The sequence below is a fragment of the Duganella margarita genome, assembly GCF_009857535.1.
In the GTDB taxonomy this organism is placed as follows: domain Bacteria; phylum Pseudomonadota; class Gammaproteobacteria; order Burkholderiales; family Burkholderiaceae_D; genus Rugamonas; species Rugamonas margarita.
The window spans coordinates 1-18,768 of sequence record NZ_WWCS01000006.1 but is presented as its reverse complement, the minus strand read 5'-3'; the positions used below and the strand labels follow the sequence as shown (position 1 = coordinate 18,768).

General features: G+C 63.9%; 12 protein-coding genes. 6 read left to right on the top strand and 6 right to left on the bottom strand.

Features of this window, described 5'->3' with window-relative positions; genetic code table 11:
• Window positions 1–13 precede the first annotated feature (13 nt).
• The gene (locus GTP55_RS11015; RefSeq protein WP_161044990.1) at window positions 14–2,992 is read right to left on the bottom strand and encodes a sensor histidine kinase; all 2,979 of its coding nucleotides are present in this window, start codon (window positions 2,990–2,992) and stop codon (window positions 14–16) included.
• A gap of 140 nt (window positions 2,993–3,132) precedes the next feature.
• Here GTP55_RS11015 and GTP55_RS11010 point away from each other — a divergent pair, with 140 nt between their 5' ends.
• Window positions 3,133–4,038 carry an alpha/beta fold hydrolase gene (locus GTP55_RS11010; protein ID WP_161044989.1) on the top strand — a complete coding sequence of 302 codons (906 nt, stop codon included), beginning with the start codon at window positions 3,133–3,135 and terminating at the stop codon, window positions 4,036–4,038.
• 3 nt (window positions 4,039–4,041) lie between these two features.
• Here GTP55_RS11010 and GTP55_RS11005 read toward each other — a convergent pair whose 3' ends face one another.
• The 5 genes from GTP55_RS11005 to GTP55_RS10985 all read right to left on the bottom strand — a co-directional run bounded on the left by GTP55_RS11005 (window position 4,042) and on the right by GTP55_RS10985 (window position 11,392).
• Window positions 4,042–6,231, bottom strand: coding sequence for an ATP-binding protein (locus tag GTP55_RS11005; RefSeq protein ID WP_161044988.1), 2,190 nt, complete (start codon window positions 6,229–6,231; stop codon window positions 4,042–4,044).
• A gap of 9 nt (window positions 6,232–6,240) precedes the next feature.
• Window positions 6,241–7,635: a branched-chain amino acid transporter BcaP gene (gene bcaP / locus GTP55_RS11000; RefSeq protein ID WP_371868322.1), complete on the bottom strand. Its 1,395-nt coding sequence runs from the start codon at window positions 7,633–7,635 to the stop codon at window positions 6,241–6,243.
• Window positions 7,636–7,717: 82 nt separating this feature from the next.
• Window positions 7,718–9,919: an OsmC domain/YcaO domain-containing protein gene (locus GTP55_RS10995; RefSeq protein ID WP_161044987.1), complete on the bottom strand. Its 2,202-nt coding sequence runs from the start codon at window positions 9,917–9,919 to the stop codon at window positions 7,718–7,720.
• A gap of 270 nt (window positions 9,920–10,189) precedes the next feature.
• Complete coding sequence (bla, locus tag GTP55_RS10990; RefSeq protein ID WP_161044986.1) at window positions 10,190–11,053, bottom strand: subclass B3 metallo-beta-lactamase; 864 nt, start codon at window positions 11,051–11,053, stop codon at window positions 10,190–10,192.
• Between the two features lie 102 nt (window positions 11,054–11,155).
• A complete protein-coding gene (locus GTP55_RS10985) occupies window positions 11,156–11,392 on the bottom strand; it encodes a hypothetical protein (protein WP_161044985.1) in 237 nt (78 codons plus the stop codon).
• 112 nt (window positions 11,393–11,504) lie between these two features.
• On the opposite strand from GTP55_RS10985, the gene GTP55_RS10980 reads away from it, so the two are divergent.
• From GTP55_RS10980 to GTP55_RS10960, 5 genes are all read left to right on the top strand, one after another.
• Complete coding sequence (locus GTP55_RS10980) at window positions 11,505–12,905, top strand: aminotransferase-like domain-containing protein (RefSeq protein ID WP_202423657.1); 1,401 nt, start codon at window positions 11,505–11,507, stop codon at window positions 12,903–12,905.
• Between the two features lie 281 nt (window positions 12,906–13,186).
• Window positions 13,187–13,729 (top strand): hypothetical protein, encoded by a 543-nt coding sequence (locus GTP55_RS10975; protein ID WP_161044984.1) that lies wholly within the window; start codon window positions 13,187–13,189, stop codon window positions 13,727–13,729.
• 201 nt (window positions 13,730–13,930) lie between these two features.
• On the top strand, window positions 13,931–15,145 hold the full coding sequence (locus GTP55_RS10970; RefSeq protein ID WP_161044983.1) for a hypothetical protein: 1,215 nt from the start codon (window positions 13,931–13,933) through the stop codon (window positions 15,143–15,145).
• A 227-nt stretch (window positions 15,146–15,372) separates the two neighbouring features.
• The gene (locus GTP55_RS10965) at window positions 15,373–17,652 is read left to right on the top strand and encodes a putative bifunctional diguanylate cyclase/phosphodiesterase (protein WP_229257872.1); all 2,280 of its coding nucleotides are present in this window, start codon (window positions 15,373–15,375) and stop codon (window positions 17,650–17,652) included.
• Window positions 17,649–18,530, top strand: coding sequence for a phosphate/phosphite/phosphonate ABC transporter substrate-binding protein (locus GTP55_RS10960; protein WP_161044981.1), 882 nt, complete (start codon window positions 17,649–17,651; stop codon window positions 18,528–18,530). Before GTP55_RS10965 ends, GTP55_RS10960 begins: the two co-directional genes overlap by 4 nt.
• Window positions 18,531–18,768 lie beyond the last annotated feature (238 nt).

The following is an 18,768-nucleotide window of genomic DNA, read 5'->3' as shown; positions in this document are numbered from 1 at the left end:
TTCCGCCATCACCCTATCGGGTATATGCCAGCGCGGCGGGCAGCACCAGTTGCCATTCGGTCCCGCTGCCTTCGCCACTACGCAACACCAGCTTGGCCTTGATCCGGTCGGCGCGCTCGGTCATGCCGCGCATGCCCCAGTGGTGCTGGCGGCCGCCGTCGCGCAGGACGTCGGCCGCGATGCCGGCGCCATCATCGCGTACAGTACAGCGTAGCTCACGCGCGCCATATTGCAACTCGACTTCGATCCGCCCGGCGCCGGCGTGGCGGTAGGCGTTGGCGATGGCCTCGGTGACGATGGCGAGCGCTTCTTCCTGCATGGTGGGATCGAGCCGGCGCGGCGTGCCCACCAGGCTAAGCTGCACCGGCGGCGCATCGTGCGGCCGCAGCCGGGTCGCGGCGGCCAGCACCGCGTCCGGGAAGTTGGCCTTGCCGGCGTCTTCGCCGCGCAGCTCGCGGATGCGGCCGCGCCCCTCGTCCACCACATTGTCCGCTTGCAGCAACGCGGTTTCCAGCTGCAGGCGCGTGCTGTCCTGGTCCGGCAGGCGCTGTGTCGCGGCGTGCACATGCAGAATCAGGCCTTGCACCGATTGCAGCAAGGTGTCGTGCAGCTCGCGCGCGATGCGCTCGCGCTCGCTCACCCGCTCGCGCAGGCGGTTGGCCATCTGCCGGCGCAGGCGGCCGAGATGCCAGCGGTAACTCAGATACGCGCCCGCCAGCAGCAGCGCGCCGCACAGCGTGCGGAACCACCAGGTCTCGGTGATGGCCGGCGCAATCGTGAAGTGCACCATGGTGTCGTGCGCCGGCCAGTGGCCGTTGTAATCCGACGCCGCCACGCGGAAATGGTAGTCGCCGGCGCGCAGGTTGCTCAGATAGGCGCTGCGGCGCCCGCCCACTTCCTGCCAGTCCGCATCGGTTTCGTCGACGCGGTACCGGAAGCGCACCCGTTCCGGCAACGCCAGCGCCGGCACCGTGTAGTCGATCTGCACCGCCGAACTGCCGGCGGCCAACCGCAACGGTTGCTGCAGCGGCAGACTGGCGCCGGGCGCGCCGATGCGCTTGATGATGACCGGCTGCGCCGGCGCCGGCGGCTCCGGATCGGCCGGGTTCAGCCGAAACACGCCGGACGAGCGCATCACCCACAGGCGGCCATCGGACGCCAGCACCATCGACGGCGACGGCACCAGGCGCGGAGCGATGCCGTCCATGCCGTCCAGCTGGTCGAGGCGCTCGTATTGCACCCGGTAGTCCGGGCTGCGCTGCAGCCTGGCCAGCTCGGCGCCGGGAATCCGGAACAGGCCGGCCGCGGCGTTGAGCCACAGGTCGCCGTTGTCCAGTTCCACGATGCCGGAAATGCCGTCGAAGGTCTCGCCCTTGACGCCGCGCACCGGCCGGAAGCGCTCGCCGTCCAGCCACGCCAGGCCGGTGTCGCCGCCGACCCAGACGTGCAGCCCATGCAGGTGGAGCGCCATTACCAGCCCCACCGACAGGCCCTGCGCGGCGCCATAGCTGCGCCACTGGGCGCCTTCGGCATGCACCAGCTTGCCGTCGAAGCAGGCCAGCCACAGGCCAGCCGCGTCGCTGCGGGCCATCACGCTGACCTCGCCCGGATCGCCGAGTTTCTGCCATGCGCCGTCGGGCTTGCGCCGGTATAAGCCATGCTGCTTGAGCGACACCAGCACACTATTGTCCCGGTCCGCCTGCACCAGTGGCACGAAGGCGCCGCCGGCAAACGGCGGCAAGGCGATCTTGCGGCGGTCGCCCCCCTGCACCCGGCGCAAAGCGCCGTAGGTGGAACCCCACAGCACGCCGTCGCTGGTACGGGTAAAGCTGGTCAGCATGCCGGACCAGCCGTCGCTGCCCGGCGGCCACAGCGGCGTCACCTCGGCCAGCCCGGCATCGCCGGCCGCCACGTGAAAGCCGCCGATCCAGGCGCCGCCGTTATCGTCGGCCAGGATGGCGTGACCGATGGCCGCCTCCGTTACCGCGATCCTGGTGAGCCGGCGCCGCGCGAACCGGTCGATGCCGCTGGCGGTCGCGGCCCAGATATTGCCTTCCCGGTCCTCGAACACGGCGCTGACCTGGCGCCCGCTCAGCCCGTGCGCCGGCAAGGTGCGCGCGATGCCTTGCGGCGTGTGGTACGCCAGGCCGTCGCGCGTGCCAACCCACAGGTCGCCGCGGCGATCAAACAGCAGGCTGGCCGGATCGCCCAGGTGTTGCCAGAGGCGCGGCTGCAGATCCTGCGGACGGCCGGCCACCTGGCGGAACTTTCCTTGTGTCGCATTCCAGCTGACCACGCTGTCGTGGGCCAGGTCGAACAGCACGCCGGTGCCGCTGTCGACCGCCGCCCGCTCAAACCGCGCGGCGCCCGGCTTGAGGAAAAACACGCCGGCCTCGCCCTGCGCCCACAGCACGCCCCGGCGGTCGCGCATCAGCGTTTTGTACGACGTCGCGGGCAGATTCCAGGCGCTGGCCGGCGCCAGCCAGCGGTCCTGCTCCAGGTACCGCATGCCGAGCGGCGTGGCCGCCCAGATGCGGCCGCTGCCGTCCTGCTCGACGCCCCATGCGGCGCGGGCCGGCAAGCCGTCGCGTTCGCCATAGTTGCGGACCAGGCCGTTCTGCAGGCGCGCAACGCCGCCGGTGCGATAGCCGATCCACAGCGAACCGTCGGCAAACGCGTTGACCACACTGACGTTGCGCGTCAGCAGCGGCCCATTGGACGGCACGAACTGTTCGAACTGGATGCCGTCAAACCGATACAGGCCGGTCGGACCGCCCAGCCACAGCCAGCCATCGGTGGTCTGCGTCATCGACAACACCAGCGCCGGTGCGCCGTCACGGGCGGTCCAGCTGGTGTGATGCAGATTGATGGCCGGACGCTCCGCTTGCACTACGGCCTGCGCCTGGGCGTGGCACACAGCGGGCAACACGCAGCAGGACAGCATCACAAACAAGGCCAGTGCCTTGCCGTAAGCCGGCAATGGTCTCTTCATCAAAGCGCAACCAACAATTAGTTGTAATTCGGAATTTGTTTGCTATTGGCGAATATTGTATAGAAATCACCCGATCGTGTGTATGTCCGTTTGAGGCTGCTAGCTATGCTGTCTGCTTCACCAAATGAGGAGGATTTATCATGCAAGCTATGTTTACCAAGCTGCTGGCCGCCGGCCTGCTGTTGCTCGGCGTGGTCGCGGGACCGGCCCATGCCGAGGCGCCGAAGAGCCAGTTCGCCGAAGTCAACGGCGTGCGGCTGCACTACCTGACGACCGGCAAAGGCGATCCGGTCATCCTGCTGCACGGCTATACCGAGTCAAGCCATATGTGGCTGCCGCTGATCGACAAACTGTCGAAAGACCACCTGGTGATCGCGCCGGACCTGCGCGGCTTCGGCCAGTCCGGCCTGCCGCAAGGCCCGTACACCAAGTCGGTGATGGCGCAGGATGTGCACGCGCTGGCGACCAGCCTGGGCATCAAGTCGGCCAAGGTGGTCGGCCATGATATCGGCCTGATGGTGGCCTACGCTTACGCCGCCCAGTATCCGCAGGAAGTCAGCAAGATCGCGCTGATGGATGCGTTCCTGCCGGGCGTCGGCAACTGGAAGGATGTGTGGCTGCTGCGCGACCTGTGGCACTTCCACTTCTACGGCGAAACCCCGCTGGCCCTGGTCAAAGGCCGCGAGCGCACCTACTTCGAGCATTTCTGGAATGATTTTGCCGCCGACAAGACCAAGTCGCTGAGCGAAGCGGACCGCAAGTTCTACACCAACGAATATGCGCAACCAGGCCATATGCGCGCCGGCTTTGAAGTGTTCCGCGCCTTCGAGCAGGATGCCAAGGACTTCGCCGGCTACGCCAAGACGCCGCTGACGATGCCGATGCTGGTGCTGACCGGCGAAAAAGCCTCGGGCGAGTTCCTGATCCAGCAGGCGCGCTTGGTGGACACCAATGTGGAAGGCGTGGTGGTCAAGAACAGCGGCCACTGGCTGATGGAAGAAGCCACCGCGCAAGTGGTGCCGAAGCTGGTGGATTTCCTGAAGTGATGGTCAGGCTGGCGCGTTCGACGCCAGCGTTTTCAACGCCTGCTCCAGCTCCAGCTTGAGCGCCGCCAGGTGCGGCGCCAGCGCTTCCAGCTCGGCGGCGTCGGCCAGCCGCTCGATCTTGGCGCAGCGCGCGTGCAGCGAGTCGGCGCCAAGGTAAGCCACCGCCCCCATCAGCCGATGGGCGGCCAGGGCGACCGCTGCGGCGTCGCCGTGATCCAATCCCTGTTGGGCGACGTCCAGCAAGCGCGGTCCTTCGATCTGGAAGGCGGCGCGCATGGCGCGGTACAGTTTGTCGCTGGAATCGGTCGTCGATGGCGCCGTGCGCGACGCGGCGCTCGACGCCGGTGCAGTCGTTACGCCGAACATCGCGTCCAGCCTGGCCGGCATGGCGTGCCGGTCGGCGATCAGCGGACGGCCCTGCGCCAGCAAGGCATCCAGCTGGCGCGCGATTTCGGTGTGCAAATCGTTCTCGTCAATCGGCTTGGGCAGGAAACCGTTGGCGCCGGCCGCCAGGAAACGCTGGCGGTCCTCCGGCCCGGCGTTGGCCGTCAACGCAATCACAGGAATGGCGGGGTTGCGCACGCCATCCCGCCCGGCGCGCAGGCGTTGCAGGGCGGCATAGCCGTCCATGCGCGGCATGCGGTCATCCATGATCAGCAAATCATAGTCGCGCGCAGCCAGTTCTTCCAGCGCCGCCACGCCATCCTCGACGATAGTGATGGTGTGGCCCATATAGCCCAGCAGTTCGCGCAGGATCAGCTGGTTGATGCTGCCGTCCTCGGCGCACAGCACCGCCAGGCTGGCCTGGTGAGGACGCAGCAGTTCCACCGGCGCGGCCGGCGCCGGCACGCCATGTTCCAGCGGCAGCAGCACGCGGAACACGCTGCCCACGCCCGGCTCGCTGGTGGCCTCGATCCGCCCGCCCATGGCCGCCACGATATTCTTGCAGATCGCCAGGCCAAGGCCGGCGCCGCCGTATTTGCGCGAAGTGGCGGCGTCGGCCTGCTCGAATTTCTGGAACAGCCGGCCCAGCGCTTCGGCCGCGATGCCGATGCCGGTGTCGCGCACGGTGATGACGATGCCCGGCCCCTCCTGCCCCGGCGCGACGCTGACGCACACCTCGCCGCGCTCGGTGAACTTGATGCCGTTGCCGACCAGGTTGACCACCACCTGGCGCAGCCGCGTCGGATCGCCGCGCCACCAGACCGGCAGCGCCGGATCGACTTCGGCCACCAGGGAAATGCCCTTGGCCTCGGCGCGGTTGGCCAGCAGGTCGACCACATCGCGCAGCACGGCCGGCAGGTCGAAGTCCAGATGCTCGAGCGGCATCTTGCCCGCTTCCAGGCGAGAAAAATCGAGGATATCGTTGATGATTTGCAGCAGCACCTCGGCGTTGCTCAGGCTCAGGCGCAGCTTGTCGCGGGTAGCGTGCGGCAGGCTGGCGTCGCGCAGCGCCGAGCGCAGCATGCCGATGACGCCGCCCAGCGGCGTGCGCACCTCGTGGCTGATCATGGCCAGGAAATCGCTCTTGAGCTGGCTGGAGACTTCGGCCGCGCGCCGCGCCGCCAGCGCTTCGGCATTTTGCGCGTGGATCGCGCGTTCGCGCACCAGCGCGCCGGCCAGTCCATGCAGCAGATACGAGCAGGACACGCACAAAATGCTGGCCACCAGCAGGAAGTTCACGCTCAGGATCAGCCAGTGCGCCAGCGGGCCGACCACCATCACCGCCAGGCCCGGCTCAATGCCGCCGACGTAGCCGGCCAGGAACAGCGTCGCGGTACAGGCCAGCAGCGCCAACATGGCGGCCGTGCTGCCGATCAGCACCGTGCACAGCACCGGCACCGCCAGCAAATAGATCTGCGACAGCGGCCCCATCGCAAACAGCAGCATCACCGCCAGCAGGTAGGCGATGCCCAGCAAGGCGCCGGCGCGCCAGCGATAAGCGATGCTGCGGCGGTAGTTCAGCACCACCATGCCGGCCAGCGCCACCACGTCGGTGACGATCAGCGGCCAGTGCCCCTGGCGCGCGCTGCCCCAGATGCTGGGCAACATGGCCAGCAACCCCAGCCAGAAAGCCACCGCACACAAACCATCCAGCAGCCGTTGGCGCCAGCCTTGCAGACCCTGGTCGCCGTGGTCGAGCGCCTGCAGGCGCCGTGACACGGCGCTACGCCAGGCGAGCAGCGGCGCCATGGGCATGGGTCAGTGCGCTTTGTTCAGCGCCGAGTGATGCCGCGCGTAGGTGAAGTACACCACCAGGCCGATCAGCAGCCAGATGATGAAGGCGATCCAGGTGACGGCGCTGAGGAACACCATCAGCGCGCCGCAGAACAGGATGGCCAGCGCCGGAATCACCGGCACGCCAGGGCAGCGGAACGCCGGCTTCAGATCAGGGCGCTGCTTGCGCAGCACGATTACCGCCACCGAGACCAGACAGAACGCCGCCAGCGTGCCGATGTTGGCCAGCTCGCCCAGCACCTGCAGCGGCACCAGCGCGCCGAGCAGCCCGAACACGATGCCGACCAGCCAGGTCGCCACGATCGGCGTGCCCTTGCCGTTCAGCGCCGACAGCTGCTTCGGCAGCAGACCGTCGCGCGACATGGCGTACAGCACGCGGGTCTGGCCGAACGCCATAACCAGGATCACGGTACTCATGCCGAGGATAGCGCCGACGTCGACGAAACCGGCGACCCAATTTTCACCGGCGAATTGCAGCGCCAGCGAGACCGGATGGTCGATGCCCTTGAATTGGGTGAACGGCACGATGCCGGTCATGATCAGGCTGACCACCACATACAGCACGGTGCAGACCGCCAGCGAACCGATGATGCCGATCGGCAGGTCGCGCTTCGGTTGCTTGACCTCTTCCGCCGCCGTGGTCACCGCGTCAAAGCCGATGAAGGCGAAGAACACCAGCGCCGCCGCGCTCATCACGCCGGTGCCGCCGTACGGCATGAACGGATGCCAGTTGGCCGGCGTTACATGGCGCACGCCGACGAAGATGAACAGCAGTACCACGGCGATCTTGATCACCACCATGATGTTGTTGATACGGGCCGATTCGCGCACGCCCAGCGACAGCATGACGGTCAGCACCATCATGATGACGAACGCAGGCAGGTTGAAGAAGGTGGTCACGCCAGGCAGCGCGCCGGGAGCAGCGGACAGCGCCACCGGGATGTGCAGGCCGAAACCGCTGATGAGGGATTGGAAATAGCCGGACCAGCCGACCGATACGGCCGAAGTCACCAGGCCGTACTCGAGGATCAAGTCCCAGCCGATCATCCAGGCGATGATTTCACCGAGGATGGCGTAACTGTAAGTATAGATACCGCCGGCAACCGGCAGGATGGAGGCGAACTCCGCGTAGCACAGGGCGGCGAAGCCGCAGGCAAACGCCGCCACCACGAACGACAAGGCCAATGCCGGGCCGGCGGTGGTCGCGCCGCTGCCGGTCAACACAAAGATGCCGGTGCCGACAATCGCGCCGATCCCCATCAGCACCAGGTCGACGGGGCCAAGGACTTTCCTCAGCCCGCCCGGCTTGGCGCTGGCTGCGCGCATTGCGTCGAAATCCTTGGTTCTAAAAATACTCACTGCTGCCTCCGTTGCTTTATTGAACATATTGCGCACACTTGAAGCGCGGCAGTATGACACAACCGAGGGCGAGCGGGCAGATTCAGCGGCCTGCAGCCGCCCTGGCGCGTGCTGCGTGCAGTTTTTTGTAGCTATCGAGCAACCGCTGATGGCGCTCCAGGCCTTCCAGCTGCATGCTGGTGGGCGTCAGACCGTAGAAGCGCACGCTGCCGTCCACCGAACCCAGCACCGCGTCCATGCGCTCGTTGCCGAACATGCGGCGGAAATTGGCCACGTAGTCGTCCAGTTCCAGCTCGTCGTCCAGTTCCACTTCCAGCACCACGTTCAGCGCCTGGTAGAACAGGCCGCGGTCGACCGTGTTGTCGTTGTATTGCAGGAAGGCGCCGACCAGCTCGTGCGCTTCGTCCAGCTGCTGCAAGGCCAGGTTGATCAGCAGCTTCAGCTCCAGCACGTTCAGCTGGCCCCACTCGGTATTCTCGTCGAACTCGATGCCGATCAGGGTGGCGATGTCGCCGTAGTCGTCCAGCTCGTTGTTTTCCAGACGGTCCAGCAGCGCTTCCAGCTGGGCGTCGTCCAGGCGGTGCAGGTTCAGGATGTCTTCGCGGAACAGCAGCGACTTGTTGGTGTTATCCCAGATCAGGTCTTCCACCGGATAGACTTCCGAATAGCCCGGCACCAGGATGCGGCAGGCGGTCGCGCCCAGCTGGTCGTAGACCGCCGTGTAGACTTCCTTGCCCATGTCCTTGAGGATGCCGAACAGAGTCGCCGCCTCTTCGGCGTTGGCGTTGTCGCCCTGCGCCGAAAAATCCCACTCGACGAAATCGTAATCGGCCTTGGCGCTGAAGAAGCGCCACGACACCACGCCGCTGGAATCGATGAAGTGCTCGACGAAGTTGTATGGCTCGGTGACGGCTTCGCTGGCGAAGGTCGGACGCGGCAGGTCGTTCAGGCCTTCAAAGCTGCGGCCCTGCATCAGTTCGGTCAGGCTGCGTTCCAGCGCCACTTCCAGGCTCGGGTGCGCGCCGAACGAGGCGAACACGCCGCCGGTGCGCGGGTTCATCAGCGTCACGCACATTACCGGGTATTGGCCGCCCAGCGACGCATCCTTGACCAGCACCGGGAAGCCCTGCTCTTCCAGGCCCTGAATGCCGGCCACGATGCCGGGATATTTCGCCAGCACTTCTTGCGGCACATCCGGCAAGGCGATTTCGCCCTCCAGGATCTCGCGCTTGACGGCGCGCTCGAAAATCTCCGACAGGCACTGCACCTGCGCCTCGACCAGCGTATTACCAGCGCTCATGCCATTACTGGCGTACAGGTTCTCGATCAGGTTGGACGGGAAATACACCGTCTCGCCGTCCGACCGGCGCGTGAACGGCAGCGCGCAGATGCCGCGCGCCACATTGCCGGAGTTGGTGTCGATCAGGTGCTTGCCGCGCAGTTCGCCGTCCGGGTTGTAGATCTCCAGCGTGTACTCATCCAGCAGGCCTGCCGGCAGCTTGCTTTTGGGACCCGGCTTGAACCAGCGCTCGTTCGGATAATGCACGAACTCGGCGTTGGCAATGTCTTCGCCCCAGAAGGCGCCGGCGTAGAAGTGGTTATTGCTGATGCGCTCGATGTACTCGCCCAGCGCCGAGGCCAGCGCGCTTTCCTTGGTCGAACCCTTGCCGTTGGTGAAGCACATCGGCGAATGGGCATCGCGGATGTGCAGCGACCACACGTTCGGCACGATGTTGCGCCACGAGGCGATTTCAATCTTGATGCCGAGGCTGGCCAGCAAGCCGGACATATTGGCGATGGTTTGCTCCAGCGGCAGATCCTTGCCGGCGATATAGGTGCTGGTGTCGGCGCCCGGGCTGACGGTCAGCAGCGCCTGCGCGTCGGCGTCCAGGTTGGCGACTTCTTCGATGATGAAGTCCGGGCCTTCCTGCACCACTTTTTTCACCGTGCAGCGGTCGATCGAGCGCAGGATGCCGATGCGGTCTTTTTCGGAAATGTCTTCCGGCAGCTCGACCTGAATCTTGAAGATCTGCTTGTAGCGGTTTTCCGGGTCCACGATATTGTTCTGCGACAGCCGAATATTTTCGGTCGGGATATTGCGCGTGTTGCAGTACAACTTGACGAAATACGCCGCGCACAGTGCCGATGACGCCAGGAAGTAATCGAACGGACCGGGCGCCGAGCCGTCGCCTTTGTAGCGGATCGGTTGATCGGCAATCACCGTGAAGTCGTCGAACTTGGCTTCGAGACGCAGCTTGTCGAGAAAATTGACCTTAATTTCCATGGGGGGGAATTCCGAAAAAGAAATGCAAAAAGGGCAGCCACTTGGGCTACCCCTGAGTCGAACTGCCTGATAAATCAATGGCTTAGCAGTATATCACTGTTAGACCAAGCGGCAAATTAAAGAATGCTTTAAGATGAATTTCGGTATTAAAGGAATCTTTAAAATGCCACGCTCGAGCGGAACCTTGGTGATGACGACAACGCTAGGCGAACGCGTCCGGGCATTCGTACCGCACCCGCTGCCGCCAACCATTACTGTCTTCTTGATGCGCTACTTGCCAGGCGCTGCTTCGGCGGCCAGCGTTTGCGCCAGCGTGACGCGGGCTTTGGCCGCGTAGTTGCGGCAAGCGCCGGTATCGATGAAGGCGGCATCGCCGAGCGCTGCCTGTTTGGCTTTGCGCTCCCACAGGCCGCCCAGCTCCGGGTGAGCGGAGATCAGCACGTCGCACGGCAATGCGGCGACGGTGGCGATCGAACGTTCGACGTCTGCCTGCGCGTTCGGGTACAGCGGATTGCGGCTGAAAAGCCTGCCGTCGGCGGCCAGTGCATACAGGCTGTCGGCAAACACCACGTTCACGGTGCGACCGCCCTCCTCGGCTTGCCAGGTCCAGCTGATGCCGCCTTGCGTGTGGCCCGGCGTGAAATGCGCGGTGACCGCCAGCGGGCCGAGATGGACGAGTTCGCCGTCGCGCACCGCACGCGTGTGCGCGATCGGCGCCATCGGCGTCAGGTTCGGAAACTGCGCATCGGCTGGATCGGGCTGGCCGCTTTCCAGCACCTTCACGGAAGCCGCGCTGGCCAGCACCGTTGCGCCGCTCAGCTTCTGCAAATCGGCAATCGCGCCGGCATGATCCTGGTGCGCGTGCGAATTCAGGATGTAGCGAATGTCCTCCACCCGGAAGCCAAGCTGGCGGATATGCGCCACCACCTGCTCGGTCGCCTCCGGTCCGCCGACATCCACCAGGATGTGTCCCGCCGACGAGGTAATCAGCACCGCACTGATGCCGCCAGTGCCGACGTAATAGGTATTGCCGTACAGCGGAAACGGCTCCTGCGGCGCATACCAGTCAGCCGCCCTGGCACTAATGAGACATGCGGCAATCAGCGTGACACACCCGAGAATTTGCTTTTTCATTTGCGGGATAACTAAAAAGTCGTCATGTGACGAGTGTCGCAATAGTGCGACAGTTGTCGCATTTCGTCAAGCACCAGTGGAATTCAATTCTTCACTTTGCCCTCATGGGAAGGTCAAGTCCATCCCAAGCATTCTGACGAGGAAGAACGTGACGAGGCCCAGGCCGAGCAATGACAGCACGAAGAATGCGACCACCTTGCCGGCCGCGCGCAGCACCGCACGCCGCTCCGCTACCTTGCCCTTCTTCCCTTGGTCGTAATGCCATTTGATGGCGAAGAACATGCCTGTGCCGAGTACGGCCAGCTTGAATATCACAAAGACTATCGGGATCCAGTCCATTTACATCTACCTATGAAAGGGGAGAAAGCGCCAGCGACCGCCATGCAAGGATGGTGTTGCTGCAGGTTATGAAGCATACTACTTCAAAGCAATTTCCATACATCGAGACAAAATGTCCCAGGTAAAAACCATACAAAATGAAAATTTGGCTAACTGGTTGCCGCGTCTGGCCCCGCATGGCGGGCCGCGTTTCCTGCAGATCGCCGATGCGCTGCAGGCGGCGATGGTGGACGGTTCGCTGAAACCGGGTGACCGTCTGCCGCCGCAGCGCCAGTTGGCCGAACAGTTGAACGTCGACCTGACGACGATCACGCGCGCCTACGACGAAGCCAGACGCCGCAACCTGCTGGAAGGCCGCGGCGCGCGCGGCACGTATGTGGCGGCGCCGAAAGTCGAGCTGACCTCGATCCTCGACCTGAGCATGAATACCCCGCCACCACCGGATGGGGTGGACTTCGACGACATGCTGAAACAAGGCCTGTCGCAAGTCTTGATGAGGGCAGATAACGAATTGCTGATGACCTATCACCTGGCCGGCGGCAGCGACTCCGACCGGAAGGCTGGGGCCCAATGGCTGGCGCCGATGTTTGGACCGCTGGACGCGCGCGAGGTGCTGGTCTGCCCGGGTGCGCAAGCGGCGATCGCCGCATTGATCCTGGCGCTGACGAAGCCAGGCGATATCATCCTGGCGGAGCCGGCGAGCTATCCCGGCTTGCGCGCCGCAGCCACCCAATTCGGCCGGCGCATCATTGCGGTGGACGCGGACCAGCACGGGATGGTGCCTGACATGCTTGAGGCAGCGTGCCGCCAGCACCAGCCGGGATTGGTCTTCCTCAATCCGACATTACAAAACCCGACCGCGATCACCATTCCGGAGCGCCGGCGCAAGGAGCTCGCCGACATCGCCAGGCGCTGCAATGTCCGCATCGTCGAGGATGATCCCTACTGGCTGCTCGCCGAGGCACCGCCGCCGCCGATTGCCACGTTTGCCCCGCAACAGGTGTACTACATCGCCACCCTGTCGAAATGCCTCACGCCCGGCTTGCGTGTCGCCTTCGTGCTGATACGCGACCCGCACGAGCGCGAACGTTTTCTGGCCGCGCTCAGGTCGTTCGCGCTGATGGTGGCGCCGCTGACGGCGGCACTGGCCACACAGTGGATCGTCGATGGTTCGGCTGGCGGATTGATGGCAGGCGTGCGCAAGGAGGCGCGCCTGCGCCACCGGATGGCGCGCGATATTCTGGCGGGGCGCTACAGCGGCGCCGGCGACGGCCTGCATGTGTGGCTCGAATTGCCGGCGTATTGGACTCCCGCCCAGCTTGCGCGTGCCGCCGACAGCGCGGGCATCGCCGTCACGCCGGCGGAGGCTTTCGCAACAGGCGGCGCATCCGTGAATGCAATCCGGATTTCGTTGGGGAGCATCAAGGACCGTGGACGCTTGCAAGCAGGGCTGCAACGGCTGTCGCAGTTGCTTGCGCGGGGGCCCGAGTCGTTCAGCGCTGCGGTGGTCTAACCGCCCAGCCAACCCTCCGCTTCATATCTATCCCGCCTCTTCCCGGCGGCGCCCGATGCGGGCGCCGGCACGCGGTCACTCCCATTGCTGACGTAACAACGATCCGAGATACGGTTTGATACTTATGACTGGCCGGGCCGACGTGTACTTTGACGTCATGGGTTGGCAAAAAATGCAGCCCAGAAGGTAGGCGATTGATGAGCATCGTTAATCCACCGGGCCTCAGCAGCAGCTGACATTTCGCCGCCATTATCTTTCATCTATTACTTAAGGATATCAAAATGGGAAGCTCGTCCAGCACCTCAACCATCGTCAACAACAACACGACGGTCATTATTAATGCAGTCAACGCCGCGGCAATTACCAATCCGGGCACCTTTTCCACGGTGCCGGTCGGCAGTCCTGCCCAAGCGGTTGAACAAGCCTTGGAAAAAGCCCTGTTGGCCACTTTGACCGCGGCGTGGAATGCGCGCTTCACCTCAACCAATCCGCTTGCAGCGGGGAATATCGATTCCGCTTTTCTCGTGGCGACAGGGAGCATCAGCATGTCGACCCCTGTCACATGTGCCGTGGATCAAATCACATCTGATCTGAACAGTTGGCAGGTTACCGGAGGCGCCGACGTGCCCACCACTATCGCCAAACAAATTCTCAGCAGCTTGGTGATGGAGGGCGGACTGGTTGCGATGAGCAGTGGCATTCATACGTTGGGGCCAGCGCAGACCGTGGGCTGGGCAGCTGCGACCCTCACTGCGGTCGCTGGCAGCGGGCCGGACACCACAAACTTCATCGGTTACGCCTTTACCGCATCGAACGTGTCATAACGGCGGGACTGTCGATTTTTACCAGCGTCCGGTGCGGCACCTCGCCGGATGGCTGGCGGTCTCCTGAAATCGGCAATCAACAAGCCTCGCGTAACAACGCATCGCGATACCTGCTGAGACTTATCGCCGGCTCGATCGCAGCGTACCTTGCTGTCACGGGGCGCAACAACGCAACCCATTTTTCTGGAGGCATTGAAACACATGAAATCTAAAATACTCGCTTACCTCTGCCTGGGCCTGTGCATCCACGCAGCTGGCACAGCATGGGCTGCCAATCCCGTTCCCGCCACCGGTGGCGTGCTGCCGTCGGGCCAAAATGCAGATCAATTGTCCTGGCAGCATTTTATTGCGGCCATTACGCCAGCATCAACGTCGCAAGTCGTGTTTGAAACATGGGCATCGGATCCCGATATTTACACGCCCACGCCACACTGGCCAACACCCGAGCAGGCCAAGAATAAAAAGCTGCGGCCTGGTCTGCTGCAACTCAGCAAAGCGCCGCATGCGTTGACAGCAGCCATGATCGATGGCCAGTGCCAACCGGTTGGCGATGCCAAAGCCGGCAATTTCCCCATCGCAGGCAGTACGCCACCGCCTCAACCTGTCAAGCTGACCGGTTCGCAGCCATGCTACGCCGAAGAAGTGCGGCGCAACCGCCCCTCGTACGACTACCTGACCAGCAACGGCCTCAATACGCAAGCAGGACTGGCCAAAGCCTATCAAAAAGCCAAGTCTTCCGACTGGCGGGTATCGCTGCCCACCGATGCGGTGGAGGTGAAGGCCGATTGGGTACCGATCGATACCATCGTCGATTGGCTGGCTGCGAATCATGTGAAAAAAACCGTGGCGCAGGTCAAGGCGCAGTACTACACCACCGTGTCCGGCGGCACAGTTTACGGCTTGGTCTCCTTCCATATTAGTTCCAAGGAAATCCCCAACTGGGTCTGGGCGTCGTTCGAACACCAGGCCAATCCGGGGCGCTGCGACACCATGGGCTGTTACGATTCCTTCGGCGCGGTCAAGCCGAAAATCCTGCCTGCCGCAGAGACCTCAGCCAACGGTCAATATGGCAATTGCGCCAAGACACCCGCGGTCGCCAAATTATTCAAGGCGGCCCAGCTTGACGCCGTATGGCAGAACTACTGCCTGAAAGCGTCGCAGATCGATTTCGTCGCCAAGAACGGCGCACCGCTGATGCTGGGCGACTCGTTTACCGAGCGGATCGCGGCGGCCGTACCGATCCGGCAATCGTCCTGCATGGCTTGCCACGCCAGCGCAGCGGTGAACAAGGACGGCTCCCCCTTCACGACATTGCTCAGTAGCAATCCGATGGGCAAAGTCACGCTGCCAACCGATACGGTGAGCGTGGATTTCATCTGGGGCATCACCAACCTGCTTAAAAACGACGGGCAATAAATCCCGGGCTTAAACAGTTGGATCCACCAGGGCAGCCCGCCAGGCTGCCCTGGTTCATTTAGCAGCGGAAAAAGCGAGTGGCCGCATGTCACGAAACTGACATCTAACTTTGATACCATAAGGAAATTTTTCTGCTTTGCAATACCACTTGGCTTTGCCAGTCCATGCTTTCACTCCTCGCAGTTTTCAAACGTCGTTGCGCGTCGCTTCTCACCAGCCAGCATACCTTGGTACCGAGCGCCTTCGTCCTTGGGCTGGCCCTGCTCGTCTATCTGTGGGCGCTGCACTTCACCCGCATCCAGAACGAGAAAAAGCTGGCACTGCAGGCCACCACGGAAAGCAGCCAGAATATCGCCGCCATCGTCGCCACCAACCTGGAAGAAGTGTTGGGCAGAGCGTCCTTGTACGCGCGCATCACCAGCGGCGGCGACCAGTCTTCCGGCGTCAGCAGCCCGCACTTTAATCCTCAGCAGGTCGGCGATTCGGCCTACTTGCGGGCGGCAGTGTATGACCGCGACGGCAAACTGATTTACTCGTCGGCCCATCAGCGCACCGAAACAGAACTGCAGCCACTGCTCGACCAGGCGCTGCGCGATGGCCGGCGCGGTGACCCAGCGCCGATCCTGATTGGCCATCCCCCGGCCGACGGTAATGGCGCCTGGCGGCTGCCGATTCTGGTGCCGCTCGGCGATGCGCGCAGCGCGGGCTACTACGGCGCCATTCTCGACCTCGGCTACATCCTCTCCCGGTACCGCGAGGTCGAGCTTGGCCAGGGCGGCAGCATCGAACTGATCCATTCAGACGGCCTGCCACTGGCGGTCCTGCGCGAAGGCGCCTTATCCCTCGACACACGCCTGCCCGGTTCCCACTCCCGGCTGCCTGGCGACATGGACGCGCTCACCTTCTCCAGCGGTCCGACCGACCTGGGCTATCTGTCCTCGGCGCACCGCCTGGCCCACTACCCGATCCAGGTCGCGGTCACGCAAAATTCCGCCGTGGTGCTGGGCCGGCTGTCGGCCCAGCACCACGAGTATCTGCTGCGCTCGCTGGTGTTCTCGGCGGTGGTCATTCTGGTCATCCTGATTGTCGTGTTCAGCCTGCGGCATCAGCATCGCCTGCATCAGGCCGTTGCCAATTCCGAACAGGAAAAAAAGCAACTGATCGACCTGCTGGAGCAGGAAAAGATCCGCGCACTCGCGCTGGCCTCGCACGATTACCTGACGGGCATTCCCAACCGCCGGCAATTCCAGCAGCTGGCCGCCTCCGAGCTCAAACGCGCCCGGCGCAGCCGGAATTTGTACGCGCTACTGTTCTTCGATCTCGACCGCTTCAAGCTGGTCAATGACAATCTCGGCCACGCGGTTGGCGACCTGTTGTTGAAGGCGGTTGCCGGCCGGCTGCAGGCGGCGGTGCGCAACTACGACCTGGTGGCCCGCCTGGGCGGCGACGAATTTGTGGTCCTGCTGTCGGAAATCCCGTCCGAGGATTTCGTCAGCCAGCTGGCGGCCAACCTGGTGCAGGAGCTGTCGAAAACCTATGTGGATCTCGACGGCCACAACGTCGAGACCAGTCCCAGCGTCGGCATTGCGCTGTATCCGCGCGACGGCCAGACGGTGGACGATTTATTGCTCCACGCCGATCATGCCATGTACAGCGCCAAGGCCAAGGGACGCGGCGTGTTCCGCTTTTACGACGCGTCGCTGAACGCGTCGAGCGCGCGCCGCTCGGAACTGACCGCGCGTTTCAAGTCCGCCATGCACGACAACGAATTCTGCCTGCACTTCCAGCCCAAAGTGGCGCTCGACGACTTCGCCGTGGTCGGCCTGGAAGCGCTGATACGCTGGGACCACCCGGAACATGGGCTGATCTTCCCGGGCGACTTTATTCCGCTCGCCGAAGAACAGAACTACATCATCCCGCTGGGACGCTGGGTCATCGATGCGGTCTGCCGCCAGATCGCGCAGTGGCAGGCGGACGGCGTGCCGCTGGTGCCGGTGGCGATCAACGTCTCCGCGCACCAGCTGCGCGACAACCGCCTGCCGGAGGATGTAATGGCATCGCTGGCGCGCCATGCGGTCAGTCCCGAATGGATCGAGATCGAGATCACCGAGACCAGCCTGATCGAAGACACCCAGCTGGCGCGGCGCAATCTCGAATCGCTGGCCGGCATCGGCATCAAGATCGCGCTGGACGACTACGGCACCGGCTTTTCCGGCCTGAGCATGCTGAAACAACTGCCGATCAACGCCGTCAAGGTGGACCGCTCGTTCATCCGCGACATCCGCAACGACACCGACGACGCGGTGATTGTCGCCTCGACCATCTCGCTGGCCCACAACCTCGGCTTAATCGTGGTGGCCGAAGGCGTGGAAAGCAAGGACCAGTTGCTGCACCTGAAGGCGGCCGGCTGCGACCAGGTACAGGGCTTCTTCCTGCAGCGCCCCGTGTCGGCGCAGGACATCGCGCCGCTGCTGCGCAAACGCCATTACACCTTTCCTTCGACATGACCATCACCCTCCTGCACCGCGCGTTCGCGCCCCTGTTGTTGCTTGCCTGGCTATGGCTCCATGCCACCGCCGCCGCCGGCGCCGAATGCGAAAACCCCGCCATGCTGCGCATGTCGATCATCCCGTCGGGAGACCTCAAAAAGGACATGCTCGCGCATCAGCCGCTGCTGCAGGAACTGCGCGCGGCCCTCGGCATTCCGGTCGAGATTTACGCCCCGCCCTCCTACGGCGCGGTGGCGGAAGGCCTGCTGTCCGGCGCCATCCAGCTGGCCCGCATGGGGCCAGCCAGCTACGTCGCGGCCAGGAAAGCCGATCCCCAACTCACGCCGTTCGCCAGCTTCGAGCACAAGGCCAACGCCTACCAGCCAGCCGGCGCCTTCTACCACTCGCTGCTGATTGTGCGGGCCGACAGCGGCATCGGCAACATCGCAGCGGTGCGCGGCAAGCGCCTGGCGCTGGTCGATCCGCAAAGCACCTCGGGCGCCTTGATTCCCCGGCAGGTCTTCGCAAAACAGGCCGGGCAAGCGCTGGAATCGTACTTCGGGCAGATCGGCTACACGGGCAGCCATGTGCAGTCCATCAACCGTGTACTCGACGGCCGGGTCGACGCCGCATTTGTCGCCAGCGTCAACCTGGCGGCGGTCCTCAGCGATCCGGCCGCGATGCAAAAAGTGCGCGTGATATGGCGCTCGCAAGCCTTTCCGCTCGATCCGTTCGTGTATCGCGGCCAGTTGTGCGAGGCGGTCAAGAAAAAGATACGCAGCGTTTTCCTGAAAAACGACGGCGCGCGCCGGGCCGCCGTACTGGAAAATATCGATGGGGTGCGCTTCGTGCCCATCTCGGATCGGGACTATCAACCGGTTCGCGACATCTACTGAGCCGGGGTGGCGGGCTTGATCACCGGCAGTTCGCTAAAGCCCGGCATCTTGCGGGACGATTGCGTCGGCATGCCCGAGCTGCCTTTACCGCAAATCGCCCTTGCATCACTTGCCGCTCATCATGAGGTCACCGCCAGCGGCGCCGCATCGGCCTCGCGCGCGGCGGCCGCAGTCAGCGCCGCCAGTGCCGCAGCGGCACCCTCATGGTCGGCGTCGCGGCAGGCGCTCTCCAGCGCGG

Coding starts and splice junctions, on each gene's coding strand:
- GTP55_RS11015 (WP_161044990.1), bottom strand. CDS start 2,992: ATGAAGAGACCATTGCCGGCTTACGGCAAGGCACTGGCCTTGTTTGTG.
- GTP55_RS11010 (WP_161044989.1), top strand. CDS start 3,133: ATGCAAGCTATGTTTACCAAGCTGCTGGCCGCCGGCCTGCTGTTGCTC.
- GTP55_RS11005 (WP_161044988.1), bottom strand. CDS start 6,231: ATGGCGCCGCTGCTCGCCTGGCGTAGCGCCGTGTCACGGCGCCTGCAG.
- GTP55_RS10995 (WP_161044987.1), bottom strand. CDS start 9,919: ATGGAAATTAAGGTCAATTTTCTCGACAAGCTGCGTCTCGAAGCCAAG.
- bla (WP_161044986.1), bottom strand. CDS start 11,053: ATGAAAAAGCAAATTCTCGGGTGTGTCACGCTGATTGCCGCATGTCTC.
- GTP55_RS10985 (WP_161044985.1), bottom strand. CDS start 11,392: ATGGACTGGATCCCGATAGTCTTTGTGATATTCAAGCTGGCCGTACTC.
- GTP55_RS10980 (WP_202423657.1), top strand. CDS start 11,505: ATGTCCCAGGTAAAAACCATACAAAATGAAAATTTGGCTAACTGGTTG.
- GTP55_RS10975 (WP_161044984.1), top strand. CDS start 13,187: ATGGGAAGCTCGTCCAGCACCTCAACCATCGTCAACAACAACACGACG.
- GTP55_RS10970 (WP_161044983.1), top strand. CDS start 13,931: ATGAAATCTAAAATACTCGCTTACCTCTGCCTGGGCCTGTGCATCCAC.
- GTP55_RS10960 (WP_161044981.1), top strand. CDS start 17,649: ATGACCATCACCCTCCTGCACCGCGCGTTCGCGCCCCTGTTGTTGCTT.